Origin of the sequence: Sphingomonas sp. (genome assembly GCF_042095875.1) — a bacterium.
In the GTDB taxonomy this organism is placed as follows: Bacteria; Pseudomonadota; Alphaproteobacteria; order Sphingomonadales; family Sphingomonadaceae; genus Sphingomonas.
Genome location: NZ_JBELMJ010000004.1, coordinates 44,019 through 70,804, shown reverse-complemented (window position 1 = coordinate 70,804; position 26,786 = coordinate 44,019). Strand labels below are relative to the sequence as shown.

Here is a 26,786-nt window from a genome sequence, read left to right as displayed (position 1 = left end):
TAACGTGCGGGCGGCGGGTCCGGGTTCGTCGTGGGTGGCGGCAAGCGGTTCGGCGCCGCAGGGCGAGGCTTGGGACGTCGGCTACGTTCGAGTCCCGGGGCAAGAAGTAGCGGGATCCCGGGTCGAGCCCGGGATGACGGAAGGGGGGCGTTCGTGCGCTGCTTCAGACGTCCCGAGGGTAGTGGAACCCCGGATCAGGTCCGAGGTGACGGTCGAGAAATGTCATGAAGGTCCGAATGACGGAGGTGCCGGGAGGGGGAAGCGCGAGCGTTGCTGCGCCGCCTCCCGCTACTCCTCGCCGCCGCCGTCCTCATCCTCGTCGGCCGCGCGGCGGTCCTCGCGCGCGCTGGGGGGCGGGCCGCGGCTGCCGGCGGGGCCGACGATCAGCGAGCCGTCCTCCGACTGGCGGATGTCGACGCCGAGATCGCGCAGGCGATCGGCGGTCTGGTCGACCGCGCCGCCGATCAGGTCGCCGACCGGATCGCCGTTGCCGATCGCGGCCTCAGGATCGATCGCATTCTCCTCGACCACGACGGGCTTCACGACCGGCTGGATGTCGAGCGCGGATTGCATGAAGTTGCGCCAGATCTGCGCGGGGATGCCGCCGCCGTGGAGGCCGGGGTTGGGCGAATTGTCGTCGTTGCCAACCCAGACGCCGACGACCAGGTCGCCCGCGAAGCCGATGAACCACGCGTCGCGCCCCGATTGCGAGGTGCCGGTCTTGCCGTAGCCGGGTACCGACAGCGCCGCCTGCCGCCCGGTGCCGCGGATCGAGGAGGACAGCAGCGACAGCATCGCCGCGCGCTGCTCCTCGGGCATCGTCTTCTGCCCGCCGGTCAACGACTCGAACCAGCCCTTGTTGCCCGCGGTCTCGCGCAGGCCGTGCGCCTCGACCGGATAGCGCCCGTTGGCGATCCCGGCGTAGGCGGCGGTGAGTTCGAGCAGCGACACCTCCGACGTGCCGAGCCCGATCGTCGCCTCGTTGGCGATCGGGGTCGAGATGCCGAGGTCGCGCGCGGCCTTGATGACCTGGCGCACGCCGACCTGCTGCGTCAGCCGCGCGGCGGCGACGTTGGAGGAACGCGCGAAGGCGCGCGCGAGCGTGATCTCGCCGAGGTAGCGGCCGTCGTCGTTCTTGGGCTTCCATCCCGCGATCTCGACCGGCTCGTCGAGCACGGTGGAGGCGGGCGTCATGCCAGCGCGGATCGCGGCGAGGTAGACGAACAGTTTGAAGGTGGAGCCCGGCTGGCGCTTCGCCTGTGTCGCGCGGTTGAACGCCGAGTCGGCGTAACTCTTGCCGCCGACCATCGCGACGACCTCGCCGTCGAGGCGCATCGCGACCAGCGCGGCCTGCGCCTTCTTCAGCCCCGCCTGGCGGATCACGCGTTCGGCGGTCGCCTGCAGCTTGCGGTCGAGCGTGGTGCGGACCCTGGTCTCGTCGCGGATCTCGCCGGCCTGGTCGCGCGCGCTGGGCAGCACCCAGTCAGCGAAATAGGTGCCGGTCGGGACCGATTGCGCGGTTCTGGCGAGCACGCGCTGCGGCTGCACGGCCTCAGCCTCGCGGTGGGTGAGGAAGCCTGCGTCCTCCATCGCGCCGATCACCACCGCCTGCCGCTTGCGCGCGCCGGCGAGATTGCCGGTGGGGGCAAGGCGCGAGGGTGCCTTGACGAGGCCCGCGAGCATCGCCGCTTGTCCGACGTTGAGGTTCTGCGGGCGGCGGCCAAAGTAGTGCTGCGACGCCGCGGTGAGGCCGTAGACGTTGTCGCCGAAATAAACGTTCGACAAATAGCGCGAGAGGATCTCGTTCTTCGACAGCCACGCCTCAAGCCAGAAGGCGATCGCGACCTCGCGGATCTTGCGCGCGGCGGTGCGGTCGGAATCGAGGAAGGCGTTCTTCGCCAGCTGCTGCGTAATGGTCGAGCCGCCCTCGCGCACCCCGCCGCCGCGCATGTTGTGCCACGCCGCGCGCGCGATCCCCCGCGGGTCGATGCCCCAGTGCGAGAAGAAGCGACGATCCTCGATCGCGACGAACGCCTCGCGCACGTGCGGCGGCAGCGTGGACGCGTCGACGGGCGCGCCGATGATCGCGCCGCGTCGCGCGATCGGCTGACCGCCGGCGTCGGTCAGCGTGATCGAGGGCGGGGTGGGCGGCTTCAACGACTGCGACAAGGGCGCGGTGACCGCGAGCCAGATCACCGCCAGGATGAACAGCACGATCCCCGCGGCGGTGCCGCGCACCAGCCACCTGCCCCAGCGGATGCGGCGGCGGCGCGGCGGCTCGTTCCCGCCACCGTCCCCATCGCCTGAGGCGCCATACCCTCGCGACGGCTCATCCTGCCACGCGTCGAACGACGGCAGCGGGTTGGGGGAGGGCGGCGGCGGGGCGGGGCGCCAGGGATCGCGGGGCGCGTCGGCCGGCGAGTGATTGTACCGGACGCGGCCTGAGTCGTATGGGTCCATGTCTTACTTGGTGACTTACAGCGATATGACAGTGGCCGCAAGCGGCGGCGCGAGGGCGGGGTGATAGCGTGATGCATCGGGCAGCGGAAGCGACGCGGCGGGCAGGCGGATGAGCGCGGGCACGGTCACGATCCTGGTCGACGCCGACGCGTGTCCGGTCAAGGAGGAGATCTACCGCGTCGCCTATCGCACCGGCGCGTCGGTCGTGGTGGTCAGCAACCAGTGGCTGCGCGTGCCGACGCATCCGCAGGTACGGCGCGTGGTGGTGGGCGACGCGTTCGACGCCGCCGACGACTGGATCGCGGAGGCCGCCGACACAGCGACCGTGGTGGTGACGAGCGACATCCTGCTCGCCGACCGCTGCCTGAAACGGGGCGCGAGCGTGCTGGCGCCGACCGGCAAGCCGTTCACCTCCGCCTCGATCGGCGGCGCGATCGCGACGCGGGCGATCATGGCTGACCTGCGCGCGGGCGGCGACCAGTTGGGCGGGCCGGCGCCCTTCTCGGCCGCGGACCGCTCGCGCTTCCTGAACGCGCTCGACGCGGTGCTGGTGAAAGTGGCGCGGAGTCGTCCCGCGTAACTTTTGTTATCCAGGCGTTGACAGCGTCGCCGCGGTTGGTCCAGTTTCGCGCCCACGGTGACGCCAGATCGCCGCGGAGAGGAGCCGGCGATGGTGCTGAGCAAGGGTGACGACGACCCAATCCGCCGGGTAGCGTTAGCCTTGCGTCGGGAGCGCGCCGGGCGGCGCGAAGTTGCGTGGCCGCGGTGAGCCGCCCGGTTGCAGGCGAATCGGACGCGCTCGACCGTCCGCTCGCGGGCGTGCGGGTGGTGGAGTGCGTGTCCGGCACGATGGCGCACACCGCGCGGCTGCTCGCCGATCTGGGTGCGGAGGTGATCCGCGTCGAACCCGCCGGCGGCGGCGCGGATCGGCGCGAAGGGCCGATGCTGGGCGGCGAGAGCTTGTCGTTCGCGGCGGCGAACCTCGGCAAGCGCGCGGTGGCGATGGCGGTGAGTGATCCGGGGTTCGACGCGCTGCTCGCCGCGGCGGACATCCTGATCGAGAACAGCGCGCCGGGCAGCGACGCGCACGCCGCGCTCGATCCCGCAGGCCGCGCCGCGCGTCACACCGGGCTGGTCGTCGTCTCGCTGAGCGACTTCGGGCAGGTCGGGCCGTGGCGAACGTGGCGCGCGAGCGATCCGGTGTTCCACGCGCTGACCGGCGGGCTGTCCCGATCGGGGTTGCCCGACCGCGCGCCGCTGCTGCCGCCGGGCGAGCTGTTCCTCCACGCCGCGGCGACGCAGGCGGCGGTGATCACGCTGGCGGCGTTCATCCAGCGGTTGCGTGACGGGCGCGGCGACCACGTCGACGTCGCGCTGGTCGAGGCGGGGATGGCGGCGCTCGACCCCGGTTTCGGAATCGCGGGCAGTGCGCAATCGGGCGTGCCGCTGTGGAAGATGTTGCGCGGCCGCTTCGACGAGCGGCACCGTTATCCGATCGTCGCGTGCGCCGACGGCCACGTCCGGCTGTGCATCATGGCGCCGCGGCAGTGGCGCGGGATGTGGGAATGGATGGGGCGGCCCGAGGCGTTCGCCGGGCCCGAGTGGGAGAAATTGCAGACGCGCTTCCGCTCGCCCGACCTGATCCCCGCGATCGCCGCGCTGCTCGCGAACAAGACGCGCGCCGAGGTCGAGGCGGAAGCGGCGGCGCACGGCGTTCCCGCCGCGGCGTTGCTCGACCTGGACGAGGGGATCGCAAACGCGCAGGTCGTCGCGCGCGGCGCGTTCAAGCCCGTTTCGATGGCGGGCGTGGCGGTGCCGATGCCCGACGGCGCGCTGGAGATCGACGGGCAACGCGCGGGACCGGGCGGCGGCGTACCGACGCCGAGCGAGGGCGCGGTCGCGTTCGATCACCCGCGCGGCCACTGGACGCCGCCGCCCGCCGCCGACCGGCCGCTCGCGGGGCTCAAGGTGCTCGACATGGGGGTGATCGTCGTCGGCGCGGAGACGGGACGGTTGCTCGCCGACCTGGGCGCGGACGTGGTCAAGGTGGAGAACGGCGCCTTCCCCGACGGGCAGCGCCAGTCGCGCGACAACGCGGCGGTCTCGATCACCTTCGCCGCCGGGCACCGCAACAAGCGCGGCCTGTCGATCGACCTGCGCGCCGACGCGGGCCAGGCGCTGTTCGCGCGCTTGGTGGCGGAGGCCGACGTACTCTTGTCCAACTTCAAGCCCGGCACGCTCGACGCGCTCGGCTTCGCGCCGGATCGGCTGCGCGCGCTCAATCCGCGGCTGGTCAGCGTCGACAGCTCGGCGTTCGGCGCGACGGGGCCGTGGAGCAGGCGCGGCGGCTACGGCCCGCTGGTGCGCTGCTCGGCGGGGCTGTCGAAGCTGTGGGTCTATCCTGCCGATCCGGCGAGCTTCGCCGACGCGGTGACGGTCTACCCCGACCACGTCGCGGCGCGGGTGGGCGCACTGGGCGCGCTGGCGCTGCTGATCCGGCGGATGCGAACGGGGGCGGGCGGGCGCGCGAGCGTCAGCCAGATGGAGGTAATGATGGCGCATCTGGCGCCGCAGTTCGCCGCCCGCGCCGCCGCCGCGGCGGGGGTGGAGGTGACCGAGCCCGAGCCCGAGCGTACCGGCGTGTGGGGCATCTACCCGGCCGCGGGCGACGACGAGTGGGTCGTCGTCACCGCGCGCGACGAGGCCGAGTGGCACGCGCTGGCGCGCGCGATCGATCGCGACGAGCTGATCGACGAGCCCGATCCGGCGGCGCGCGACGCCGTGCTCATCGCCTGGACGAGCGCGCGCACGGCGGACGAGGCCGCCGCGCTGCTCCAGCGCGCGGGCGTGCCCGCCGGGCGGATGCTGCGCGTGGTCGAGCTGCCCGAGCAGGCGCAGTTCGGCGCGCTCGGCACGTTCCGCCACGCGACGCACCCGTTGATCGCGCAGCCGATCACGGTCGAGGCCGCGCCCGCGCGCTCGCGGCTGGCGGCACCCGAGCAGCGCCCGGCACCGTGGCTGGGCGAGCACAGCGCCGCGGTGCTCGCCGACTGGCTGGCGCTGAGCGACGCGGAGATCGCCGCGCTCGCCGCGGCAGGTACGATCGAGATCGCGGCGTGAGGGGGAGCGAAATGACGACATCCGGCGGTGACGCGGTGCTGGTAGAGCGGCGCGACCACGTCATGATCGTCACGATCAACCGGCCCGAGGCACGCAACGCGGTCAATGCCGCGGTGCACGAGGGGCTGGGCGACGCGCTGGAGGCGGCGGACGCCGACCCGGACAACCGTTGCGTCATCGTGACGGGCGCGGGCGACAGGGCATTCTGCGCCGGCGCTGACCTGGTCGCGCTGTCGCGGGGCGAACGGCTGGCGCCCGACGACGTGGCCAAGCAGGCGTGGGGCTTCGCCGGGATCGTCAGCCACGCGATCTCCACCCCGGTCATCGCCGCGGTCAACGGGTCGGCGCTGGGCGGTGGATTGGAGATCGCGCTCGCCTGCGACCTGGTAGTCGCGGTCGACACCGCGACCTTCGGCCTGCCCGAGCCCAAGCGCGGGCTGTTCGCGGCGGCGGGCGGCGTGTTCCGCCTGCCCGCGCAGATCCCGCAGAAGATCGCGACCGAGATGATCCTGACCGGCGACCCGATCAGCGCGGAGCGCGCGATGTCGCTCGGGCTGGTCAACGCGCTTGCCCCAGCCGACGCGCTGCTCGACACCGCGCTGGCGCTCGCCGCGCGGATCGTCGCCAACGCGCCGGTATCGGTGCAGGCGTCGAAGCGCATGGCGCTCGGCATCGTCGACGGTCGCGTCGCGCACGAGGAAGCGGCGTGGGCGCAGAACCGGGCGGAGGCGCGCATCGTGTTCTCAAGCGCCGATTCGCGCGAGGGGCCGCGCGCCTTCGCCGAGAAGCGCGCGCCGGAGTGGACGGCCTCGTGAACGCCGATCCCGAGCGCGTCGCGGTGATCGTCGGCGTCGGGCAGGTCAACGACCGCCCGCACGACCCCGCCGATGGGCGGGAGCCGCTCGCGCTGATGCAGGCCGCGCTCGACGAGGCTGACCGCGACGCGGGTGGCGGGTGGCTGCGCGATGCCGACTCGGTCGCGGTGGTGCAGCAGATCAGCTTTCGCGCGCACAACCCGCTGGCGAGAAAGGTCGCCGCCGCGATCGGCGCGCACCCGGCGCTGGCGTACGAATCGGTCGGCCCGAACGGCGACAGCCCGGTGCTGCTGTTGAACGAAGCGGCGAACCGGATCGCGCGCGGCGAGGGGCGGATTGCCGTCGTCGTCGGCGCGGAGACGCTGCGCACCGCCAGCGCGCGCGCGGCGGCGGCGGCGCGGACCGACGTCGCGTCGCAGAACCCGCTACGCACGCTGACCGACGCCGCGAAGCCGGGTTATCGCCGCCAGTACGGGCTGAGCGCCCCCGTCGACGTCTACCCCTTGTACGAGAATGCCGCGCGCGCCGCCTGGGGACAGACGCTGGCGGAAGGGCAGCGCGAGACCGGCGAGCTCTGGTCGCGCTTCGCGGCAGTGGCGGCGCGCACGCCCGCGGCGTGGCTTCACGCGCGCCGCACCCCCGAGGAGATCGTGACGCCGGGCGCCGACAACCGGCCGATCGCCTTTCCCTACACCAAGCTGACCGTCGCCAATTCGTCGGTCAACCAGGGCGCGGGGTTCATCGTCACCAGCCTGGCGGAGGCGCGGCGGCGCGGCGTGGCGGACGCGCGGATCGTCTTTGTCGGGCGCGGCGCGAGCGCGCACGAGCCGGAGGATTTCCTCGCTCGCGACCGCTACGACGCGTCGCCCAGCATGACCGCGTGCCTGCAGCACGCACTGGCGTGGAACGCGGTCGACGCGGGCACGCTCGACCTGGTCGAGCTCTACTCCTGCTTCCCGTGCGTGCCCAAGATGGCGCGGCGCGTGATCGGCTGGCCGCTCGACGGCGCGGCGACCGTGTTCGGCGGGCTGACCTTCGGCGGCGGGCCGATCGGAAACTACATGAGCCATGCGGTCGCCGCGATGGTCGACAGCCTGCGCGGCGGCGAGGGCACGACCGGGCTGCTCTACGCCAACGGCGGCTACGCGACCCACAACCACGCGATCGTGCTCGCGACGCACCCGCTGCCGGGCGCGGGCGCGCCGCACGACTTCAACGTGCAGGCGGCGGCCGACGCGGCGCGCGGGGTCGTGCCCGCGCTGGACAAGGATTACGCCGGCGCGGCGACGATCGAGACCTACACGGTCTTCTACGCGCGCGGCGGGTCGGCGAAGGGGGGCGTTGTCGTGGCGCGCACGCCCGCGGGGCAGCGCACGCTCGCCAGCGTGCCCGCGGACGATCTCGCGCTGATCGCGTGGCTGACCGACGGCGTGGTCGAGCCGGTCGGGCAGCCGGGCGAGATCGCGCGCGCGGGCGACGTGTCCGTGTGGCGGCGCGCGCCGGCGTGAGGCCCACCCGGCTTGACCGGGGCGATGGCTTCTCCGAACGGTGACCGGCCGCGCGGGCGATCCCGCCCGTGCCGGCCATGACGGAGACAGCAGATGACCGATCCCGCCGCGTCGATCCGCCCGCGGCGCAGCGCGCTCTACATGCCCGCGTCGAACGCGCGCGCGGTGGAGAAAGCGCGCGACCTGCCGTGCGATGTCGTGATCCTGGACCTGGAGGACGCGGTCGCGCCCGAGCAGAAGGCGGCCGCGCGGGATGCGGCGGTCGCCGCCGTGCGCGCGGGCGGGTTCGGGCACCGCGAGCTGGTGGTGCGCGCCAACGCGCTCGACACCGAGTGGGGCGCGGACGATCTGGCGGCGCTGCGGGGGAGCGGGGCGGACGCGGTGCTGCTGCCCAAGGTGTCCGACGTGGCGACGCTGCGCGCGGCGCGGCAGGCGCTGGGCGACGACACGCCGTTATGGGCGATGGTCGAGACCGCGCGCGGTGTCGTAAATCTACCCGAGATCGTCGACGCGAGCCGCGAGGTCGGGCTCGCCGCGCTGGTGGTCGGGACCAACGACCTCGCCAAGGAACTGCGCTGCCGCCCAGGTGCGACGCGCGCGCCGCTGCTGCCGATCCTCGCGCAGGTGGTGCTCGCCGCGCGGATGGCGGGGCTGGTCGCGCTCGACGGCGTCAGCAACGTGCTCGACGATCAGGACGCGATCGCGGCGGAGTGCGCGCAGGGGCTCGAATGGGGGTTCGACGGCAAGACGCTGATCCACCCGGCGCAGATTGCCGCCGCCAACCGCGTGTTCTCGCCCAGGGACGAGGAGGTCGCCTGGGCGGAGAAGATCGTCGCCGCCTTCGACCTCCCCGAGCACGCCCCGCGCGGCGCGATCCGCGTCGAGGGCAAGATGGTCGAGCGGCTCCACCTGGAGGAGGCGCGTCGCACGCTGGCGCTCGCCGCCGCGGTTCAGGCGCGGCAGTAACCCTCGCCCGGCTTCACGGTCAGGCAGTTCTTCTTGCCCGCGAGCCACTTGAGCCCGGTGGCGTCGCCGTCGCTCGGGCGCAGCAGCAGCGTCTCGCCACCGCGGGTGAAGCGCAGCCCGTCGGGCGTCACGGTCGCGGGGTAGGTGCCGGCCATGTCGGCGTCGAGGCCCCAGCGCATGTCGAGGTCGACGGTCGCCGCGCCGGTCGGCTTCACCGTCAGCATCGTGCCCTCGACTCCGATCCAGCGGCCGGCATAATCGCGCGCGGTCTTCGCGATGGTGAGAGACGCAGTTGGCATGGGCGCCGCGATCGGTGCCGGCGTCGCGACAGGCGCGGCGATATTGTCCGCCGCGGGCTCGATCGCACCCATGCTGGTCATGCTGTTGGCGGTCGTCGACGGCGGCGCGCCGTTGCAGGCGGCGAGCGACAGGATGAGGGCGGCGGTCGGAGCGAACTGTTTCATCGCCGTCCCAAACACGGCGGCGCGGGCAAGCGTTCCGGGTAGCGCTCGCGCGCGCGCCGGGGTAAAGGGCGGCGCATCCCGATCCTATCGACCACGAAGGCGTCCACCTCCTTTGCGCATCGTCATCGCATCCGATCACGCGGCCGTCTCAATGAAGGCCGATCTCGTCCAGTGGCTGCGCGACGAGGGGCATGAATTGCTCGATCTCGGCACGCACGATCAGGCCAGCGTCGACTATCCCGACTACGGCTACGCGCTGGCCGACGCACTGGCGGACGGGCGCGCCGAGCGCGGGATCGCGCTGTGCGGATCGGGGATCGGCATCATGATCGCGGCCAATCGCAATCCGGCGGTGCGCTGCGCGCTCGTCGCCGAGCCGATGTCGGCGAGCCTCGCGCGCAGCCACAACGACGCCAACGCGATCGCGATGGGCGCGCGGCTGATCGGCCCCGAGATGGCGCGCGCCTGCGTGTCCGCGTTCCTGTCCACCGATTTTCTCGGCGGCCGCCACTGCGCGCGCGTCGACAAGCTGAAGGACCCCGCATGAGCAGCAATCCCATCGTCGCCAACGACGTCCAGCCAGACGGCTTCTTCACCCGCGGCCTGGCCGACGCCGACGCGGCGGTGTTCGCCGGGATCGAGCACGAGCTGACGCGCGAGCAGACGCAGATCGAGTTGATCGCGAGCGAGAACATCGTCAGCCGCGCGGTGCTGGAGGCGCAGGGCAGCGTCTTCACCAACAAATACGCCGAGGGCTATCCGGGCAAGCGCTACTACCAGGGCTGTGCGCCGTCGGACGAGGTCGAAATGCTGGCGATCGAGCGCGCCAAGCAGTTGTTCGGCTGCGGCTACGTCAACGTCCAGCCGCACTCGGGCGCGCAGGCGAACGGCGCGGTGATGCTTGCGCTCGCCAAGCCGGGCGATACGATCATGGGGCTGAGCCTCGATGCGGGCGGACACCTGACGCACGGCGCGCGCGCGGCGATGAGCGGCAAGTGGTTCAACGCGGTACAGTACGGCGTGTCGGCCGACACGCACCTGATCGACTACGACCAGGTCGAGGCGCTGGCGATTGAGCACAAGCCGCGCATCCTGATCACCGGCGGATCGGCCTATCCGCGCCACATCGACTTCGCGCGCTTCCGCGCCATCGCGGACAAGGTCGGCGCGACCTTCATGGTCGACATGGCGCATTTCGCCGGTTTAGTCGCGGGCGGCGTCCACCCGACGCCGTTCGGCCACGCGCACGTCGTCACCACCACCACGCATAAGACGCTGCGTGGGCCCCGCGGCGGCATGGTGATGACCGATGACGAGGGCGTAGCCAAGAAGATCAACTCGGCGGTGTTCCCGGGGCTGCAGGGTGGTCCGCTGATGCACGTCGTCGCCGCCAAGGCGGTCGCGTTCGGCGAGGCGCTGCGCCCCGACTTCAAGGCGTATGCGGCGGCGGTGGTCGAGAATGCCAAGGTGCTCGCCGCGACGATGAAGGAGCGCGGCGCCGACCTCGTCTCGGGCGGCACCGACACGCATCTGGCGCTGGTCGACCTGACCCCGCTAGGCGTCACCGGGCGCGACGCGGACGAGGCGCTGGAGCGTGCGGGCATCACCTGCAACAAGAACGGCATTCCCAACGATCCGCTGCCCCCGGTCAAGACCAGCGGCATCCGCGTCGGCTCACCCGCGGGCACCACGCGCGGGTTCGGCCCGGCCGAATTCCGCGAGATTGGCCACATGGTCGCCGACGTGCTCGACGGTCTGGCGAAGAAGGGCGAGCACGGGGACCCGGACGTCGAGGCGAACGTTCGTGACCGGGTGCGCAACCTGTGCGCACGCTTTCCGATCTACGAAGGGTGATGCACGTGTCGAAGTTCGATGAAATCCAGGGCGAGATCAAGACCACGCCGGGGCTGGGCAAGAAGATGGCGAAGTACAGCGCGGTGGGCGCGATCATCGCGATCCCCGTGCCGGTGGTCGGACCGATCTTTGGCGCGCTCGCCGGCGCCGCGGTCGCCTATGCGAAGCGCAAGGGCTAAGATTGCGCTGTCCGTTCTGCGGCCATGAGGCCAGCCAGGTAAAGGACAGTCGCCCGACCGACGACGGCGCCGCGATCCGGCGCCGTCGCCAGTGCGAGGGCTGCGCCGCGCGCTTCACGACGTTTGAGCGGATCCAGTTGCGCGACCTGGTGGTGGTCAAGAGCGAGCACCGGCGCGAGCCGTTCGACCGCGAGAAGCTGCTCCGCTCGGTCTCGATCGCCGCGCGCAAGCGCCCGATCGACGCGCTGGGGATCGAGAAACTGGTCAGCGGCATCCAGCGCCAACTGGAGACGACCGGCGACGGCGAGGTCACTTCCAAGCGGATCGGCGAGATGGTGATGGATGGGCTGAAGGTGCTCGACTCGGTCGCCTATATCCGTTTCGCGAGCGTGTACCGCGATTTCAGCGAGGCGCGCGATTTCGAGGAATTCGCCGGCAGCGTCGAGGAAGCGGCGCGCGGATGAGCGACGTGTCCCCGCCTGCGGCCGGCGGTACCGTACCGCCTCCTGCGATCGTGCTCGTGCGCCCGCAGCTGGGCGAGAATATCGGCAAGGCCGCGCGCGCGATGCTCAATTTCGGGCTGACCGACCTGCGGCTCGTATCCCCGCGCGACGGCTGGCCCAACCCCGCCGCCGGTCCCGCCGCGTCGGGCGCGGACGTGGTGCTGGAACGCGCGCGCGTGTTCGACACGGTGGCGGACGCGGTCGCCGACCGCGCGCACGTCTACGCGACCACGGTGAGGAAGCGCGGCGTCACCAAGCCGGTCGTGACGCCCGAGGTCGCCGCGCGCGCCATCCACGCCGAGCCGGGCGGTTCGGCGATCCTGTTCGGTCCCGAGCGCTCGGGGCTGGAGACGGACGACGTCGCGCTGGCGCGCACCATCGTGACGGTGCCGATCAACGCCGAGTTCGGCAGCCTGAACCTCGCGCAGGCGGTGATCCTGGTCGCCTACGAATGGTCGAAGCACGTCGCGCTCGCCAGCCCGCCCGACGTCGAACTCGACCCGCCCGCGCCGCAGGGCGAGCTGGAGGGCATGATCGGGCAGCTGGACGCAATGCTGGAGGAGGCGAACTTCTTCTTCCCGCCAGACCGCGTGCCGACCTCTAAGCGGACGATCCGTACCATGCTGACCAAGCCCGCGTGGTCGAGCCAGGAGGTGCGCACGATGCGTGGCGTGCTCTCCGCGCTGGCGGGCAAGAAGGCGCGTCGCTGACCGCGCTGGGCGCGGGCGATCGTCAGTCCGCGCCCGACGCCTTCGCCGCGGGCAGGTCGATCGTCGCGGTGGCGGTGGGATCGTCGCGCAGCGTCAGCGCCGTTGTCTCGGCGCGAGGAAATTCGATCGTCGCGCCGGTGAAGCCGTCGGGCAGGTCGACCCCGCCGATGCTGCGCAGCAGGAACAGCCCGTCGCCGCTGACCCGGCACGTTGCGTCCGCGCAGGTGAGCGCGCGCAACTGCGGCAGGCGGACCAACGTGGCGAGCGCGCGCCAGTCGCCCGCGACGTCGCCGCGCACCACGCGGTAGTCGAGGCTCCCTCGCGCCGCGTCGCCCAGCGCCGCCGGATCGAGCGTCGCCAATGCGACCCGCGCGTCCTGCAACCGCAGCGGCAAGCGCACGCTGCTCGCGCCCGCCCTGACCTCGACCATGTCACCCGCGGCGAAGCCGGTGCCCGCGTCGGCGCGCAGCGAGAAGGTGACGCGCGCGTCCTGCGCGACGCGATCGCCCGACAATCGGATTGGCACCGCGGACGCGGCCGGCGCGACCGAGCGGCCGATCAGCGTCGCGGCGGGGCGGGGCGGGGCGATCGTGACGGCGACCGCCACGCTGCGCCCGTCCGCCAGCGTCGCGCGCGCGGCGGGCGTCTGACCGGCGCGGAACGACGCCGCCTCGGCGCCGAGCGTCAGCCGGTCGCTGCTTCCCTCGCGCGTCAGCGCGCCGGGGCGGAACATGGTGCCGGCGACGTCGAGCGCGGCGACCTGGTCGAGCCGCGTGCCGCGCAGCACGCCCGCGCGGTCGCCCGCGTGGAGCACGAATCCGTCGATCCGGCTCGCCTCGGCGTAGGCGCTGAGCGTCAGGCGCTGCGGCTCGGCGACGCCGTGGCTGCGGATGCTCAGCACCAGCGGCCCGGGCTTGAGGCCGACGAGCGGCACCTTGAGCGCGAGCGCGTCGCCCGTGCCCTCGAACGGCACCGCGCGCTCGGCGCCGCCGCGCTCCAGCCGCACCTCGGCGACGCACGCCGCCGCGCCCCCGGTCAGCGTCAGCGGCGTGTCGCGCCCGACCACCAACGTCGCGTCGCCCGCGCTCCAGTTGCTCGCGGTCGCGGCGGCGAGCCGGAACTCGGGGCCGTCAAACGCGGCGAACCCCCACGATCCGTGCAGCCGGCCGGTCATGGCGGCCTCGGGCGTCATCGCCGGGCGATCGTCGCCGACCACGAAGCCGCCGCGCGCCGCGTCGGCGGTGACGGGCAGGTCGACCGCGCCGGCCTGTGTCGTCACGCGCAGCCGCATGTCGCGCGCGTAGCTGGTCGAGAACAGCAGCGGCGCGCCCGTCACCGGCAACACCAGCTGCGGGCGCGCCAGGCACAAGGCGTCGCGCGTGCCCGCCTCCAGCGGCGGACGCGCGGGCGGCGACACCGTGGGCAGCGCCGCGACCAGCACCGACTGCGGCTTGCGGAACGACGGCACGGTGTTGAGCAGCAGGTCGGTGGTGTCACCGCGTTGCACGTTCAGCGCCGGGATGAACTGCAGCTGCGCCGACTGGAACGCGCCCAGCATCCGCGCCAGGTCGCGGAATACGCCGATATAGGCGCTGTAGTAACCGTAGCCCGCCTGCGGCGTGGCGGCGAGTTGCAGCGCGATGTTCGCGGGCGCGCCCGAAAGCGTCTGGGCGATCGAGCTGGTCTGCGCGTCGGCGAGCACCGCCGCGCTCTGCCCCGGCGTCAGGCAGGCGGCGCGGGAGTCCTCGCCGGGTTGCACGCACGTGGGGTCGAGCTTCACCGCCAAGCTGCGCGCCAGCACCGGCGACAATTGCGCGACCTCGTCGGCCGAGCGGTGGCGCAGCTGTGACACGAACGCCTCCAGCCGGGTACGGTCGAGCATCGCCTGATTGAGGTCCTGCGACGCGCGCACGAACGCGCCGGGGCGCTGGCGCACCGCCGACTTGATCGCGGAGAAGGCGCCGCCGGTGTCGGGCACCAGGAACACGACCGCCTGCTGCGCGCCCGCGGGCACGACCGCGTCGATGGTCGCCTCCTTCGGCTTCCAGGTGCGCGCCTCGCTCAGCCACTGCTCGGGCGGCGGGTTGGTCGCGCCGCGCAGGAAGGCGAGCACCATGCGGTAGTGCGCGCCCTGATCGGCGGGCAGCGCGGCGGACACGCGCAGCCGGTCGCCCGCGGAGAGATTGGGCACCTGCGATAGCGGCAGCGTGGCGCCCGCGTGCGTGACCGTCACGCGCAGCGACGGCCCGGTCAGGTCGAATGCATTGCCCTGCGCGGCGGCGGGCGCGGCGAACAGCAGCGCGGCGAGCGAGAGAAGCGAGCGCACGCCGCTGCTTTACCGCCCGCGTCCCCGCGCGCAATCACATGCTGGCGGCGACACCGCGCGCGGCGAACTGCTCCTCCGCCGCGTCGACGCTGGTTCCGCGTGGACGCGGCATCGCGATGGCGCGCGCGTGCTCCCTCAGCACCACCGCCTCGAACCCCTCAGCGCGCGCGTCGAGCGCGGACCAGGCGACGCAGAAGTCGTAGGCGAGCCCGACGAACACGCAGCGCGTCACGCCGCGGTCGCGCAGCGCGCCCGCAAGACCGGTACGCGTCGCGCGATCGTTCTCGAAGAAGGCGGAATAGCTGTCGACCACGGGGTTCGCTCCCTTGCGCACGATCAGGTCGGCACGCGCCACCGCGTCGGCGATCGCCGGGTGGAAGTCGGCACCGGGCGTGCCCTGGACGCAATGGTCGGGCCACAGCACCTGCTCGCCGTAAGGCATCGCGATCGTCTCGAACGGCTGTCTGCCCGGTTGGCTGCTCGCGAACGACAAGTGCCCCGCCGGGTGCCAGTCCTGCGTCACGACGACGTGCGCGAACCGCCGCGACAGCGCGGCGATCGGCGCCATCACCGCGTCGCCGCCCGTCACCGCCAGGCTGCCGCCGGGGCAGAAGTCGATCTGCGGGTCGACGATGACGAGCGCGTCGGTCGCGGCGATCACCTGAACCCCACCACGGCGTGCGGAACGTAGGGCGCCTCCAGCCGCGCGATCTCGCCCTCGGTCAGCCCCAATTCCAGCGCGGCGATCGCATCGTCCAGGTGCGCGGCCTTCGACGCGCCGACGATCGGCGCGGACACCTCGGACTTGGCGAGCACCCAGGCGAGCGCGACCTGCGCGCGCGGCACGCCGCGCTCGGCGGCGATCGCGGCGACTTCCTCGACGACGCGGCGGTCGGCGTCGGCGGTGTGCGCGTACAGCGTCTTGCCGAATTCGTCGGTCTCGGACCGCTCGGTCGTGTCGTCCCAGTCGCGCGTCAGCCGCCCGCGCGCCAGCGGGCTCCACGGGATCACGCCGATGCCTTCCGCGTCGCACAAAGGCAGCATCTCGCGCTCCTCCTCGCGGTAGAGCAGGTTGAGGTAGTTCTGCATGGTGGCGAACCGCGTCCAGCCGTTCGCCTCGGCGACGTGGAGCATGGTCGCGAACTGCCATGCGTACATCGACGACGCGCCGATGTAGCGTGCCTTGCCCGCCTTCACGACGTCGTGCAGCGCTTCGAGCGTTTCCTCGATCGGGACGTCGTAATCGAAGCGGTGAATCTGATAGAGGTCGACGTAGTCGGTGCCGAGCCGGGTGAGGCTCGCGTCGATCTCGGTCATGATCGCCTTGCGGCTGAGCCCCGCGCCGTTCGGACCCGGGCGCATCCGGCCGTGGACCTTGCTCGCGATCACCACCTCCTCGCGGCGCGTGAATTCCTTCAGCGCGCGCCCGACGATCTCCTCCGACGTGCCGTCGGAATAGACGTTGGCGGTGTCGAAGAAGTTGATCCCCGCCTCCATCGCGCGGCGCAGGATCGGGCGGCTCGCCTCCTCGTCGAGCGTCCAGGCGTGGTTGCCGCGATCGGGCACGCCGAAGGTCATGCACCCCAGGCACAGGCGCGACACGTCGAGGCCGGTCTGGCCGAGCTTGGTATAGTCCATCGTCACTCCCCGCTTCGCCTGGTGCGCGCTCAACGATCCAGAGGCCGCGTGGTTCTCGCCTCGATCGTCAAAAGCGGTAGCGCAATTCGGCGCGACCGCCCGGCGGCAGCGTCACCGTCCAGGTGGCGACCCCGTCGACCTGCGCGAGGCCGGAGTCGTCGCTGGTGATCTTCTGCCCGGCGACACCGATCGGCACGTCGAGCGTCGCGGGTGCGCGGCCGGCGTTGCTGGCGCGCAGCACCGCCTCCTTGGGCGCGGTGGTCACCTGCTCGACCAGCACCTGTGCGCTGGTGCCCGCCGCGAGGCGGAACGTCTCGCCCTCCGCGCGGTCGCCCAGCGCACCGAGCCCGAGCAGCAGCCGCTCGCCGCCCCCCTGCGCGTAGGTAGCGGCGCTGCCCGATGGCAGCGCGATACCGAGTCGGTCGTCCTCGCTGTTGCGCACGCGCAGCACGATCGCGGTCGGCGACGACGCGATCGCCTGATAGGGTAACACATGCAGGCGATAGCGTCGCTCGAACGGCACGGCGGTCCGCGCGAGCAGCGCGACCTGCTTCTGCCCGCGCGGCGACACCGTCACGGCCTCCGGCACACGGTACAGCTTGAGGTCGCCCAGGTCCTCGGGTGGCGGGGGCGGTGGCGGTGCCGGCGGCGGGGGAGGTGGCGGCGGCGCGAACATCGCGGCCATCCGCGAGCCCGTCACCACGATCTCCTCCGCCGGCTCGAACGTCTCCTCGGGCAGGTCGGAGGTAGTGGTGCCGAGCGGGAAGCAGCGCAGCGACAGCGTCTCCATCGCGCGCCGCAGCGACGGCGGGGCGACACGGTTGAGCCGCCCCGCGACCGCAGACACCTCGGCGCGCGCGAACGTCTCCGGATTTCCGTTGGCGAGCGTCAGCCACGCGAACAGGTCGAGCGCGCGGCCGTCCGCGGCGACGGTCGCGACGTAGCTCGCGCGCCAGTCGAACCCCGATGCCAGATAGCTGACCCGCACCGTCACGGTGCGCGCGCGCGGGCTGTTCGTCGCGACGCTCAGCACCGGCTTGCTCGACAGTCCCGCCGGCACGCCCGCGAAGCTCAGCCGTTCGGCCAGGCCGGCGCAGCGCAACGTCTCGATGCCCGCCGCGGTGCGCAGCACCACGCCGCCGACCCTGGTGCGCGGCCCCGCACCGCTCGCCGGCGCGGCGACGATCGTCGCCTGCTCGCTGGTCACGGCTCCCGTGGCGCGGTCGGTGCGGGTCAGCGTCACCTGCCGCCCGAGCGTTCCGTCGATCAGCGCGGCGGGCGACAGCAGCCGCGCGTCGCGGTTCTTCTCGGCCACGCCGCCGGGCAGATTCTCGACCAAGGCGCTGACCGGGACGATCCCGTCGGCCACGCCCTCCAGCCGCAGCACCGCGGGGCCGCGCGGCAGCCGCACGCGCCGCAGCTCGGTGACCAGCGCGAACCCGCCGAGCTGGCCTAGGTCGATCGCGCCGCGGGCATCGGGCGCGCGGTACACGGTCAGCGCGACGCGGTCGGGCGCGGGCGAGGTCACCACCGCCTGCGCCGCGGCGGCGCCGGGCCAGGCCGCCGCGAACAGCCACGGCGCGAGCAGCCGGCGCATCAGTAGCGCGTGTCGAACGTCGCGGTCACCACCGCTTCCCCGTTGGCGGGCACCGGCACCTGCCACCGCGCACTACCCGCGCTGGGGCGCTCGCTCGGTCGGCTCTCCTCGATCACGCGGGTGTCGGCCCAGTCGAGCCCGTTCTGCACCAGCTCCACCGTGACGCCGCGCGCCCGCGCGTTGGTCAGGCGATAGCGGACCTGCGTGCGCCAGCGCCCGCTCCCCTGGCGCGTGCGCGACAACGTGGTCGGCTGCACCTTGACGTCGAACGCGTCGCCGGTCGGCAGCGCGATCGTCGAGCCCTGCGGCGTGTGGTCGATGCGGTTCTCGCCGATGAACTGCGGCTGCCCGCGCGCGTCGCGGACGTAGACGCGCACCACACCCGCGGGCAGCGCATCACCCAGGCCCGCCGCACCCGAATTGGCGAAGCGCAGCACGCTCTGCGCGCCGCGCGGCTCGTCGCTGCTGCCGAGCCACGCGTTCTCGAACCGGTAGCCCGAACTCGCCGCCGCACCCTTCACGTCGAGGAAGCTGACCTGCTTGGTCTGCTTGTCCGCGATCGTGGTCCGCTCGGCTAGCGGATAGAGGTAGAAGTCGCCGAGCTGCTCGCGCGACGACGCCTCGGTGCCCGCCTGCATCCTGACCGGACGGCGCGGGCGCGGGCGGTAATCGTCGCCGTCGTCGGACCCGCCGACCTCGCCCGCGACCAGCAGGGTACGCGCATCGTTGAACGTTGTGCCGCTGGTGTTGCGCAGCGTCACCCAGCCCTGCACGTCGACGCGGCCGCTCTTGTCGTCGAACAGCGCCACGTAATCGGCGCTCCAGCCCAGCCCTCGGCTCAGGTACGACAGCCGCGCGGGCCGCGCGCCGCTGCGCGTGCTCGCCAGCGTCACCGACAGCGTCGGGCGCGCGCGCAGGCTGTCGGGCACGCGGTCGAACACCGCGCGCACCGGCAGCCCGTCGTCGCGCAGCACCTCGATCCGGCCCGCGATGTCGAGCACCACGCCGCCGTTGACCGCCAGCACCCGCGCGCGCTCGCGCGTTTCCGCGCCGGTCGCGGGGTTGGTGCGGATCATGGTGATCGTTTCGCCGACCGCTTTCTCCATCAGGCTCGTCGGGCTGAGCAGATCGTAGTCGAAATTCTGCTCGACGATCGTCGCGTCGGGCACCGACAGCGATACCGTTTCCGCGCGGATCTGCGCCGACACGTCGGGAAAGTCCTGCCGCACGCGTCCGTTGGCGAGGTTGAGCGTGCGCACGTCCTGGATCAGCGCGACGTCGTTGTTGTAGATCGCGACGGACAAATCTCCCTGCGCGCTGTTCGCGCCGGGTGCGGCGGCGGGCGGCGGAACGGTCGCGGGCGGCTGCTGCGCGTCCGCCGCCACCGGCCACGCCAGCATCATCGCGCCCGCCCAGATCTCCCGCATGTTCCGTCCCCCCCTGCGCCAGCATCATGCGAGGCTTCGCCGCGCGACGCAATGGATGCCGCGTCGCGCGGCCAGGTCAACGATCAGTGGTTATCGCGCGGCAGCCCGGCGGTTTGCGCGATGCGCTGGAACTGCTCCGCGCCTTCCAGGATCGCGCCGGTGTTCATCTGGCCCACCACCGCGCGCTGCATCGCCTGCCACGGCGTCTGCGAGGCCGGGTAGGCGAAGCCGCCGGCTTCCTCCAGCCGGCGCCGCCGCTCGGCGAGCTCCTCGTCGCCGATCAGCACGTTCACGGTGCCCGTGTTCAGGTCCATCCGCACGCGGTCGCCGCTGCGGATCAGCGCCAGCGCGCCGCCCGCCGCCGCCTCGGGGCTGGCGTTCAGGATCGACGGCGAGGCCGAGGTGCCCGACTGCCGCCCGTCGCCGATGCACGGCAGCGCGTGAACCCCCTCGCGGATCAGATAGGCGGGCGGGCGCATGTTGACGACCTCGGCGGCGCCCGGATAGCCGATCGGCCCCGCGCCGCGCATGAACATCAGCGTGTCCGCGGTGATGCGGGTTGCGGGGTCGTCGATGCGGCGGTGGTAATCCTCCGGTCCGTCGAACACCACGGCCGGCCCCTCGAACGCGTTGGGATCGTCGGGGTTGGACAGGTAGCGTTCGCGGAACTCCGGCCCGATCACGCTGGTCTTCATCACCGCGGCGTCGAACAGATTGCCGTGCAGCACGATGAAGCCGGCTTCCTCGACCAGCGGCTGCTCGAACGGGCGGATGACGCGCTCGTCCTCGATCGCGACGTCGCGGCAATTGTCGCCCATAGTCTGGCCGTTGACCGTCATCACGCCCTCGTGGATCAGCCCGTGACGCATCAGCTGCGCGACCACCGCGGGCACGCCGCCGGCGCGGTAGTAATCCTCGCCCAGATACTCGCCCGCGGGTTGCAGGTTGACCAGCAGCGGCACCTTGTGGCCGTGCGTCTGCCAGTCTTCGAGCGCGAGCTCCGCGCCGACGTGGCGCGCGATCGCCGCCAGGTGAATCGGCGCGTTGGTCGACCCGCCGATCGCCGAATTGACCACGATCGCGTTCAGGAACGCCTCGCGCGTCATGATGTCGGAGGGTTTCAGGTCCTCGTGCACCATGTCGACGATGCGCTTGCCGGTGCGCCACGCCACCTCCTGCCGGTCGCGGTAGGGTGCGGGGATCGCGGCGGAGCCCGGCAGCATCATGCCCAGCGCCTCGGCGAGGCTGTTCATCGTCGTCGCGGTGCCCATGGTGTTGCAGTAACCGGTCGACGGCGCCGACGAGGCGACCAGCTTGATGAAGCCTTCGTCGTCGATCTCGCCCGCCGCCAGCATCTGCCGGCCCTTCCACACGATCGTGCCCGACCCGGTGCGCTCGCCCTTGTGCCAGCCGTTGAGCATCGGCCCGACCGACAGCGCGATCGCGGGCAGGTTGACGGTGGCGGCCGCCATCAAGAGCGCGGGCGTCGTCTTGTCGCAGCCGGTGGTCAGCACCACGCCGTCGAGCGGGTAGCCGTAGATCGCCTCGACCAGCCCGAGATAGGCGAGGTTGCGGTCGAGCCCGGCGGTCGGGCGCTTGCCCGTTTCCTGGATCGGGTGGACCGGGAATTCTAGCGCGATGCCGCCCGCCTCGCGAATGCCCTCGCGCACGCGCTCCGCCAGCACCAGGTGGTGGCGGTTGCACGGCGACAGGTCGCTGCCGGTCTGCGCGATGCCGATGATCGGCTTGCCCGAGCGCAATTCCTCCAGGCTGAGCCCGAAGTTCAGGTACCGCTCCAGGTACAGCGACGTCATGTCGATGTTGTCGGGATTGTCGAACCAGGCGCGGGAACGCAGCTTGGTGACGGGCTTGTCGGTCATCGAAGAATATTCTCGCGTGAAACGGTGCGGATCAGCGCGCGACGGAGACGCGGTAGATCATGCGGTGGTGGTACGGCTTGCCCGGATCGACCCGCGCCGAGCCGAACGCGGGCTGGTTGGGCGTGTCGGGGAACAGCTGCGGCTCCAGCGCGACGCCGTCACCCATGCGGTAGAGGTGCCCGCTCTTGCCCACCAGCGCGCCGTCGAGGAAGTTGCCGGTGTAGACCTGCACCCCCGGCTGGTCGGTCAACACCTCCAGCACGCGGCCCGAGCCTGGGTCCTCCAGCCGGACCGCCAGCTTCGGCTCGGCGCTGCGCCCGCCGTCGAGCACGAAATTATGGTCGATCCCGCGCCCGATGACGATCTGCGGATCGCGCCCGTCGCGCACCACCTCGTCGATCGCGCGGGCCGTGCGGAAGTCGAACGGCGTGCCCGCCACCGGTGCGAGCGCGCCGGTCGGGATCAGCGCGGCGTTGACGGGGGTGTAGCGGCTCGCGGGTATCGTCATCCGCTGCGCCAGCGCGCCCGGCTGTCCCTCGCCCGCCATGTTGAACAGCGCGTGGTTGGTCATGTTGACGATCGTCGGCGCGTCGGTCCTCGCGTCATAGTCGATGGTCAGCGCGCCGCGGTCGTCCAGCATGTAGGTGACGGTGACCGCGAGCGTGCCGGGATAACCCTGGTCGCCCGCCGGGCTGGTCAGCGTCATCGCGACGCGCGCGACCCCGTTCTTCTCCGACACGTCGCTGATCCGCCACACGCGCTTGTCGAAGCCGGTGGTCCCGCCGTGGAGCGAATTGGTCTTGTCGTTGAGCGGCAGCTGGAACTGCTTGCCGTCGAGCGTGAAGCGCCCGCCCGCGATCCGGTTGGCGTAGCGCCCGACCGTCTGCCCCCAGAAGTTGGGCCGGTCGATGTAGCTCGCCGCGTCGTCGTAGCCGAGCGTCACGTCCGCGACTTTCCCGGCGCGGTCGGGCGCGTTCAGCGCCTGCAAGGTCGCGCCCAGCGTGATGACGCGCGCGCTGACGCCGTTCCTGCCGGTCAGCACCACCGCGTCGATCCGGGTACCGTCGGACAAGGCGCCGAACGCTTCGCGCTTCGCGGTCGCGGCCTCAGCGGCGGAGACGAACCCGCCCACCAGCACGGGCGCGCACGCGGCGGCGACGAAATGGGTGGTCAGGCGTGCGTGTCGGCGCATAGAAAGTCCCCTCCAACGGCGTTGACGCGCCGCTTGGGCTTTATATAGTCGGACAAATACCGCCGGAGCAACCGCCAGTTGGCGCCGGTCACGCGATGTTCTCAGGAGAGGTTCATGGCAGTCACGCCAACCGCCGTGTCGACCGCAGGGGGTGCGGCGACGTCCGACCCCGCCGGTTCGGCGAGCTACCGCCCCGCCTTGACGCTGCTCGCCAGCCTGTTCTTCATGTGGGGCTTCATCACCGTCATCAACGGCACGCTGCTGCCGCACCTGCGCAGCGTGTTCGAGCTGAGCTATTTTCAGGCCGCGCTGATCGAGAGCGTGTGGTTCATCGCCTATTTCGTCGCCTCGATCCCCTCGGCCAAGCTGATCGAGCGGATCGGCTATCAGAAATCTCTGGTGACGGGGCTCTTGGTCATGGCGGCGGGTGCGCTGGGCATGATCCTGGCGGCGAGCCTGCCGTCCTACGGCGTCACCTTGTTCATGCTGTTCGTGATCGCCAGCGGCATCACGCTGCTGCAGGTCGCGGCGAACCCGTACGTCGCGGTGATCGGCCCGGCCGAGACCGCCTCGTCGCGGTTGAACCTGGTGCAGGCGATGAACTCCGCGGGCACGATGCTCGCGCCGCTGTTCGGCGCCTACCTGATCCTCGGCCGCTCGAAGGGCGGCACCGCGGTCGCGGGCACCGTGCTGACCCCGGCCGAGCGACTGGCGGACGCGCAATCGGTGATGCTGCCCTACGCGCTGGTCGCGGGCGTGCTGATCGTGCTCGCGGTCGTGATCGCGCGCTTCCCGCTGCCCGCGATGGGCGCGGCGACCAGCCGGCTGGCGAAGGAGGAGCGGCGCGGCCACTCGCTGTGGCGCCACCGCAATCTCGTCTGGGGCATCCCCGCGATCTTCATCTACCTGATCGCGGAGATCGGCGTCGGCAATCTGTTCGTGAACTTCGTCAGCCGCCCCGACATCGGCAACATGACCACCGAGCAGGCCGGGCGCTACCTGACGCTGTTGTGGGGCGGGATGATGGTCGGCCGCTTCGTCGGCTCCGCCATCATGCAGAAGGTCGACGCGGGGCTGGTGCTGGCGGTGTTCTCGGTCGGCGCGTTCGTCGTCATGGGCGTGACCGTGGTCGCGAGCGGACCGGTCGCGATGTGGTCGCTGATCGCCGTGGGGCTGTTCCACTCGATCATGTTCCCGACGATCTTCACGCTCGGCATCAAGGGGCTGGGCCCGTTGACCGAGGAAGGCTCGGGGCTGCTCATCATGGCGATCGCGGGCGGCGCGCTGGTCGCGGTGCAGGGCTGGCTCGCCGACGCCTACGGCCTGCAGCAATCGTTCATCCTGACCGCGCTGTGCGAGCTCTACATCCTGTTCTACGCGCTCTGGGGGTCGAAGCCGGTGGTGTCGGGCGCGCACGCACCCGCGCGCTGAACCGACGTACGGCCGGGCGCCGGACGGGCGCAGCTTCCTTGACGCGTCGGGCGGCACGTGCGAACCGGCGCGCACTACTTGTCCGACTAAATAGGTGAGCGATGCAGATCACGGGCGCGATAATGGTGGGCGCGGACGACCGCACCGGCGGCACCACCTTCCAGGCCGTCGACCCGGCGAGCGGTGACACGCTGTCGCCTGCCTTCCACGAGGCCTCACCCGCCGACGTCGACGCCGCCTGCGCGCTCGCCGCGGAGGCGTTCCCGACCTTTCGCGACCTCGCACCCGAGGCGCGCGCCGCGTTCCTCGAAAGTGTCGCGGGGGAGATCGCCGCCATCGGCGACGACCTGATCGTCCGCGCGATGGCCGAGAGCGGGTTGCCGCGCGCGCGGCTGGAGGGCGAGCGCGGGCGTACGATGGGGCAGCTGAAGCTGTTCGCCGCCGTGCTGCGCGAGGGCAGCTGGATGGACGTGACGATCGACCCCGCCATGCCCGACCGCGCGCCGCTGCCGCGCCCCGACCTGCGCCGCGTGAACGTTCCGCTCGGCCCCGTCGCGGTGTTCGGCGCGTCGAACTTCCCGCTCGCCTTCTCGGTCGCGGGCGGCGACACCGCCTCCGCGCTCGCCGCCGGCTGCCCGGTCGTCGTCAAGGGCCACCCCGCGCACCCGGGCACCGGCGAGCTGGTCGCGCGCGCGGTCCGCGCCGCGGTCGCCAAGGCGGGGCTGCCCACGGGCGTCTTCTCCTATCTGCCGGGCACCACCAACGAGCTGGGCGGCGCGCTGGTCGCCGACCCGCGGATCAAGGCGGTGGGCTTCACCGGCTCGCGCGGCGGGGGCCTCGCATTGGTCAAGATCGCGAGCGAACGCGCGGAGCCGATCCCGGTCTATGCCGAGATGTCGAGCGTCAATCCCGTGGTGCTGTTCCCCGCCGCCGCCAAGGCGCGCGGCGCGGCGCTGGGTGAGGCCTACGTCGCCTCGCTGACGCAGGGCGCCGGGCAGTTCTGCACCAATCCCGGTCTCGTCATCGCGCTGGAGGGCAGCGACCTCGCCGCGTTCGAGGCGTCGGCCGCCGCCGCGATGGGCAAAACGCCCGCCGGGCAGATGCTGACCCCCGCGATCCACGGCCTCTACAGCAAGGGCGTCGACGCGCTCGCCGCGCACGCGGCGGTGGAAACGGTGGCGCGCGGCCCGGTGGGAGAGGGCGTCAACCAGGCGCAGGGCGCAATCTTCGCCGCCAGCGCCGAGGCGTTCGCGAGCGATCCGGTGCTCGGCCACGAGGTGTTCGGCTCGTCCTCGATCGTGGTGCGCGCGCGCGACATGGACGAGGTCAAGCGCATCATCCGCGGGCTGGAAGGACAGCTGACCGCCACCGTGCTGTTCGACGAAGAGGACGAGGAGCTGGTCGCCGAGATCGTGCCGCTGCTCGCCGAACGGTCGGGCCGCGTGCTCGGCAACGGCTGGCCGACCGGCGTCGAGGTCAGCCACGCGATGGTCCACGGCGGGCCGTTCCCCGCCACCAGCGACGGACGCACCACCTCGGTGGGCACGCTCGCGATCGCGCGCTTCCTGCGCCCGGTCTGCTACCAGAACCTGCCCGACCGCGTGCTCCCGCCCGCGCTGCGCAGCGACAACCCTTACGGCGTCGCGCGTCGGGTCGACGGAGCCATGACGCAGGCCTGACACGGTCCGGCCGCTAGAGCCGGCGTGAATGGGAGAGGATGAGAAGATGACCTTGTCGCTGGTTCAGTTCCGCGCTCCCGATGGCGCACGCGGGGTCGCGCTGCTGCACGACGGCGCGGCGCGCGTGGTCGCGGGCGCCGACACCGTGCTCGCGCTGGCCGAGCGCGCGCTCGCCGACGAGCGAACGCTGGCGGCGACCGCGCAGGCCGCCGCGGGCGCGCCGATCGACCTGGCGGGCGTCACCCTGCTCGCGCCGGTCGACCATCCCGACAGCGCGCACCTGCTGCTGACCGGCACCGGCCTCACCCATCTCGGCTCGGCGGAAGGCCGCGACAAGATGCACCGCGCGATCAACGACGCCGCGCAGCAGACCGATTCGATGAAGATGTTCCTCTTGGGCGTCGAGGGCGGCAAGCCGGCGGGCGACGCGGTCGGCGCGCAGCCCGAGTGGTTCTACAAGGGCGACGGTTCCTCGCTGGTAGCACCCGGCGAGCCGCTGCCGTCACCCGACTTCGCGCTCGACGCGGGCGAGGAGCCGGAGATCGCAGGCGTGTACCTGATCGCCGCCGACGGCACGCCGGTGCGGCTCGGCTACGCGCTCGCCAACGAATTCTCCGACCACGTAACCGAGCGCGGCAATTACCTGTGGCTCGCGCATTCCAAGCTGCGCCCCGCGGCACTCGGCCCCGAACTGCTGCTGGGCGAGCTGCCCGCGCACGTCGAGGGCACCAGCCGCATCGTGCGCGACGGGCAGACGATCTGGGAGAAGCCGTTCGTGTCGGGCGAGGCGAACATGTCGCACGCAATCGCGAATCTGGAGCACCACCACTTCAAGTACGCGCTGTTCCGCCGTCCCGGCGACCTGCACGTCCACTTCTTCGGCACCGCAACCCTGTCGTTCAGCGACGAGGTGCGCACGCAGGGTGGCGACGTGTTCGAGATCGAGGCCGCGCCCTTCACGCTGCCGGTGCGCAATCCGATCGGCCGCGCGACCGACGTCGCCGCCGCGGCCAACGTCCGCGTCAAGGCGATCTAGG

The 26,786-nt window shown here is 72.1% G+C and carries 22 protein-coding genes; 13 read left to right on the top strand and 9 right to left on the bottom strand.

Annotation, left to right across the window (positions count from 1 at the left end; translation table 11 throughout):
- Positions 1–288: 288 nt before the first annotated feature.
- Positions 289–2,460: a transglycosylase domain-containing protein gene (locus tag ACFDS6_RS02715; RefSeq protein WP_375270570.1), complete on the bottom strand. Its 2,172-nt coding sequence runs from the start codon at positions 2,458–2,460 to the stop codon at positions 289–291.
- Positions 2,461–2,569: 109 nt separating this feature from the next.
- On the opposite strand from ACFDS6_RS02715, the gene ACFDS6_RS02710 reads away from it, so the two are divergent.
- The 5 genes from ACFDS6_RS02710 to ACFDS6_RS02690 all read left to right on the top strand — a co-directional run bounded on the left by ACFDS6_RS02710 (position 2,570) and on the right by ACFDS6_RS02690 (position 8,869).
- The gene (locus tag ACFDS6_RS02710) at positions 2,570–3,040 is read left to right on the top strand and encodes a YaiI/YqxD family protein (protein ID WP_375270569.1); all 471 of its coding nucleotides are present in this window, start codon (positions 2,570–2,572) and stop codon (positions 3,038–3,040) included.
- A 176-nt stretch (positions 3,041–3,216) separates the two neighbouring features.
- Positions 3,217–5,580: a CoA transferase gene (locus ACFDS6_RS02705; RefSeq protein ID WP_375270568.1), complete on the top strand. Its 2,364-nt coding sequence runs from the start codon at positions 3,217–3,219 to the stop codon at positions 5,578–5,580.
- Positions 5,581–5,591: 11 nt separating this feature from the next.
- Positions 5,592–6,395 (top strand): enoyl-CoA hydratase-related protein, encoded by an 804-nt coding sequence (locus ACFDS6_RS02700; RefSeq protein ID WP_375270567.1) that lies wholly within the window; start codon positions 5,592–5,594, stop codon positions 6,393–6,395.
- Positions 6,380–7,903 carry an acetyl-CoA acetyltransferase gene (locus tag ACFDS6_RS02695; protein ID WP_375270566.1) on the top strand — a complete coding sequence of 508 codons (1,524 nt, stop codon included), beginning with the start codon at positions 6,380–6,382 and terminating at the stop codon, positions 7,901–7,903. Before ACFDS6_RS02700 ends, ACFDS6_RS02695 begins: the two co-directional genes overlap by 16 nt.
- A gap of 93 nt (positions 7,904–7,996) precedes the next feature.
- Positions 7,997–8,869, top strand: coding sequence for an HpcH/HpaI aldolase/citrate lyase family protein (locus ACFDS6_RS02690; protein WP_375270565.1), 873 nt, complete (start codon positions 7,997–7,999; stop codon positions 8,867–8,869).
- On the opposite strand, the gene ACFDS6_RS02685 is transcribed toward ACFDS6_RS02690, so the two are convergent.
- Positions 8,854–9,333 carry a hypothetical protein gene (locus tag ACFDS6_RS02685; protein WP_375270564.1) on the bottom strand — a complete coding sequence of 160 codons (480 nt, stop codon included), beginning with the start codon at positions 9,331–9,333 and terminating at the stop codon, positions 8,854–8,856. The genes ACFDS6_RS02690 and ACFDS6_RS02685 overlap by 16 nt on opposite strands.
- 112 nt (positions 9,334–9,445) lie before the next feature.
- Here ACFDS6_RS02685 and rpiB point away from each other — a divergent pair, with 112 nt between their 5' ends.
- Genes rpiB through ACFDS6_RS02660 form a run of 5 tightly spaced genes read left to right on the top strand, consistent with a single transcriptional unit; the run spans position 9,446 to position 12,579 of the window.
- Positions 9,446–9,880: a ribose 5-phosphate isomerase B gene (gene rpiB, locus ACFDS6_RS02680; RefSeq protein ID WP_375270563.1), complete on the top strand. Its 435-nt coding sequence runs from the start codon at positions 9,446–9,448 to the stop codon at positions 9,878–9,880.
- Positions 9,877–11,187: a serine hydroxymethyltransferase gene (glyA, locus tag ACFDS6_RS02675; protein WP_375270562.1), complete on the top strand. Its 1,311-nt coding sequence runs from the start codon at positions 9,877–9,879 to the stop codon at positions 11,185–11,187. The genes rpiB and glyA overlap by 4 nt, the downstream gene beginning before the upstream one ends.
- 5 nt (positions 11,188–11,192) lie before the next feature.
- Positions 11,193–11,366, top strand: coding sequence for a hypothetical protein (locus ACFDS6_RS02670; RefSeq protein ID WP_375270561.1), 174 nt, complete (start codon positions 11,193–11,195; stop codon positions 11,364–11,366).
- Between the two features lie 2 nt (positions 11,367–11,368).
- Positions 11,369–11,830 carry a transcriptional regulator NrdR gene (gene nrdR / locus ACFDS6_RS02665; protein WP_375270560.1) on the top strand — a complete coding sequence of 154 codons (462 nt, stop codon included), beginning with the start codon at positions 11,369–11,371 and terminating at the stop codon, positions 11,828–11,830.
- Entirely contained in the window at positions 11,827–12,579 is a 753-nt protein-coding gene (locus tag ACFDS6_RS02660; protein ID WP_375270559.1) for an RNA methyltransferase, read from the top strand. The genes nrdR and ACFDS6_RS02660 overlap by 4 nt, the downstream gene beginning before the upstream one ends.
- A gap of 22 nt (positions 12,580–12,601) precedes the next feature.
- Here ACFDS6_RS02660 and ACFDS6_RS02655 read toward each other — a convergent pair whose 3' ends face one another.
- From ACFDS6_RS02655 to ACFDS6_RS02625, 7 genes are all read right to left on the bottom strand, one after another.
- Positions 12,602–14,905 carry a hypothetical protein gene (locus tag ACFDS6_RS02655; RefSeq protein WP_375270558.1) on the bottom strand — a complete coding sequence of 768 codons (2,304 nt, stop codon included), beginning with the start codon at positions 14,903–14,905 and terminating at the stop codon, positions 12,602–12,604.
- Between the two features lie 34 nt (positions 14,906–14,939).
- Positions 14,940–15,566, bottom strand: a complete 627-nt coding sequence (locus ACFDS6_RS02650; RefSeq protein ID WP_375270557.1) for a nicotinamidase — start codon at positions 15,564–15,566, stop codon at positions 14,940–14,942.
- Entirely contained in the window at positions 15,563–16,543 is a 981-nt protein-coding gene (locus ACFDS6_RS02645) for an aldo/keto reductase (protein WP_375270556.1), read from the bottom strand. The genes ACFDS6_RS02650 and ACFDS6_RS02645 overlap by 4 nt, the downstream gene beginning before the upstream one ends.
- A gap of 67 nt (positions 16,544–16,610) precedes the next feature.
- Positions 16,611–18,140: a DUF4139 domain-containing protein gene (locus tag ACFDS6_RS02640; RefSeq protein WP_375270555.1), complete on the bottom strand. Its 1,530-nt coding sequence runs from the start codon at positions 18,138–18,140 to the stop codon at positions 16,611–16,613.
- Entirely contained in the window at positions 18,140–19,543 is a 1,404-nt protein-coding gene (locus tag ACFDS6_RS02635) for a DUF4139 domain-containing protein (RefSeq protein WP_375270619.1), read from the bottom strand. Before ACFDS6_RS02635 ends, ACFDS6_RS02640 begins: the two co-directional genes overlap by 1 nt.
- Before the next feature lie 107 nt (positions 19,544–19,650).
- Complete coding sequence (locus ACFDS6_RS02630; RefSeq protein WP_375270554.1) at positions 19,651–21,447, bottom strand: IlvD/Edd family dehydratase; 1,797 nt, start codon at positions 21,445–21,447, stop codon at positions 19,651–19,653.
- Between the two features lie 31 nt (positions 21,448–21,478).
- Complete coding sequence (locus ACFDS6_RS02625) at positions 21,479–22,639, bottom strand: aldose epimerase family protein (RefSeq protein ID WP_375270553.1); 1,161 nt, start codon at positions 22,637–22,639, stop codon at positions 21,479–21,481.
- A 114-nt stretch (positions 22,640–22,753) separates the two neighbouring features.
- On the opposite strand from ACFDS6_RS02625, the gene ACFDS6_RS02620 reads away from it, so the two are divergent.
- From ACFDS6_RS02620 to araD1, 3 genes are all read left to right on the top strand, one after another.
- Complete coding sequence (locus ACFDS6_RS02620; protein ID WP_375270552.1) at positions 22,754–24,070, top strand: sugar MFS transporter; 1,317 nt, start codon at positions 22,754–22,756, stop codon at positions 24,068–24,070.
- A 101-nt stretch (positions 24,071–24,171) separates the two neighbouring features.
- Positions 24,172–25,749 (top strand): aldehyde dehydrogenase (NADP(+)), encoded by a 1,578-nt coding sequence (locus tag ACFDS6_RS02615; RefSeq protein ID WP_375270551.1) that lies wholly within the window; start codon positions 24,172–24,174, stop codon positions 25,747–25,749.
- Between the two features lie 46 nt (positions 25,750–25,795).
- Entirely contained in the window at positions 25,796–26,785 is a 990-nt protein-coding gene (gene araD1, locus ACFDS6_RS02610; protein ID WP_375270550.1) for an AraD1 family protein, read from the top strand.
- Position 26,786: the final 1 nt, after the last annotated feature.